The following is a 2,002-nucleotide window of genomic DNA, read 5'->3' as shown; positions in this document are numbered from 1 at the left end:
TGATTGCGTCCGATTCGTTCCCCGACGAAACGATGCAGAAAGCGGCCACGGCAGTCGCAGACACCGTGCAGTGGCTCTCGACTGTGCCGGGAGTGCCCGGCAATGATCGGGCAGCGGGTCCGGATGATAAAGGTGCGCATGGATTCCCGGGGTTGCCGCAGGAGAAACCGCTTACTCCGGCGGTGGTTATTGTCGCTGGTAGCGGCGGTAATGGGGGCGACGCGCTCTACGCCGGAGCTGTGCTTGTTCAGCGCGGGTGGCACGCGGTGGCCGTGTGCGTGGGATCGTCCGTTCATGAGCGGGCGCGCCGGGCGTTCGAGAAGTCGGGCGGGGTTGTCGTCGGAAAGAACGGGGAGGCCGGGGATGCTGAGGAAGCCGACCTCAGCCCTGAGGAGTTAGCGCAGTATCGCGCCCGTTTTTCGTCGTGTTTTCTTATCGACGGGGTAACGGGGATTGGTGGCCATGGGCCTCTCCGTGACGAGCCGGCCAGGTGGATCGCTGCGGCCGCGGACGCGGAGATTCCGGTGGTGGCGGTGGATATTCCGTCCGGGATTGATGCGGATACCGGCATCGCCCACACCCCGCATGTGGTGGCTGCAGCGACCGTGACTTTTGGTGCTTTTCGTCGCGCCCATGCCATGAATTCCGATTGCGGGGTTGTTCTTCAGGCGGATTGTGGGTTGCGCGATGCCTGCCGCAGTGAGTGCGAGAAGCGCGAGGCGGATGGCGAGCTGGTTGCCTCTGGCGTGAGGGCGGTGACGCCGCCGGATATTCGGCAGATCGCTGTGCCCGACGGGATGGTGACGCTGGTGCCACGATCGGCGGAGGCTCTCGCGACGGGCCCCGATGCGACGAAACCCGGTGCGACGTCGTCGGCGGTGTGGCCGGCGATGGCGTTGGAACCAGAGGCACATGATGACAAGTACACCGGCGGGGTAGTGGGGATCCGGGCCGGGTCCCCCGAGTACCCGGGCGCAGCTGTGTTGTGCACGACGGCTGCAGTTCGCGCCACGAGCGCGATGGTTCGGTTTGCTGGCAAGAGCCGCGATGCGGTCGTTGCCGCCCATCCCGAGATCGTGGCCGCTGACGATATCGCCTCGTCAGGGCGGGTTCAGGCGTGGGTCGTTGGCCCCGGCGGTGGCGTCAAGAGAAATTACGATGACCTCCACGGTCTGTTGTGTGGCTCAGAGGCCTCAGGGGTGTGCCCCATTCTTATCGACGCCGATGGGTTGACCGCTCTGTGCCAAGCGGACGGAAACGAAACCGGGGCGAACGAGGGAAACGGCTCGAGGTCCGACGCGTTCCCGCTGATCCGCGCTGTGAAGAACTACGACGGTGCCGTTATTTTGACCCCGCACCAGGGTGAATTCCGACGTGTCGTGAAGGCTGTCCTGGCAGAACCGTCGGTGGAATTGTCGCCTGAGGAGCGCGAGGCCTTGACGGACGTTCTTAACCCGGACAGCGACTACCCGCGTATCCCTGCGGTATCGGCGGTCGCGAGAGCATTGCACTGTGTGGTGTTGCTTAAAGGTCGGTCCACGGTGGTCGCGGCCCTGGCGGACTCATCGTCTGACACTCCGGCGAGCGCGTCGTCGCAGGTAAAAGTGTGTGTTGTCGATGCCGGGTGTTCGTGGGCGGCCACACCGGGCTCCGGTGATGTGTTGTCGGGTCTAGCTGGGGCTTTGATTGCGGAGAGCGTCGGCCACGCCGGTCCGGATGCCGAGTTGCCTTTGTCCGCCCTCATGGAGACCGTCGTCCGAGCCGCGGCCATTCATGCGTCGGCGGCTGATATTGCGGCAGAGACCGACGACGGGTACGCGCCGACGTCGGCGTCGGTTATTGCGGAGGCAATTCCGCGTGCACGCGCGCGCCTTCAGATGTAGGCCGTTCAAGCGCGGTTTTCGCTGGTTATAGACTGTTTTGAGAATCTCCGTCGGTTGTGTCCTCGGCGGGTGGCACAATGATGTCTATGCCCATCCAGTCTTCATCCCACGCTGCATCT

General features: G+C 64.2%; 1 protein-coding gene. It reads left to right on the top strand.

What is annotated here, in order from left to right:
• Window positions 1–1,883, top strand: a 1,883-nt coding sequence (locus tag Q3981_RS10395) for a bifunctional ADP-dependent NAD(P)H-hydrate dehydratase/NAD(P)H-hydrate epimerase (RefSeq protein ID WP_303126025.1), incomplete at its 5' end; no start/stop codon positions are given.
• Between the last annotated feature and the right edge of the window lie 119 nt (window positions 1,884–2,002).

This window comes from Corynebacterium sp. (assembly GCF_030530965.1).
Taxonomy (GTDB): domain Bacteria; phylum Actinomycetota; class Actinomycetes; order Mycobacteriales; family Mycobacteriaceae; genus Corynebacterium.
This window is presented reverse-complemented; position numbering and strand designations above follow the sequence as displayed.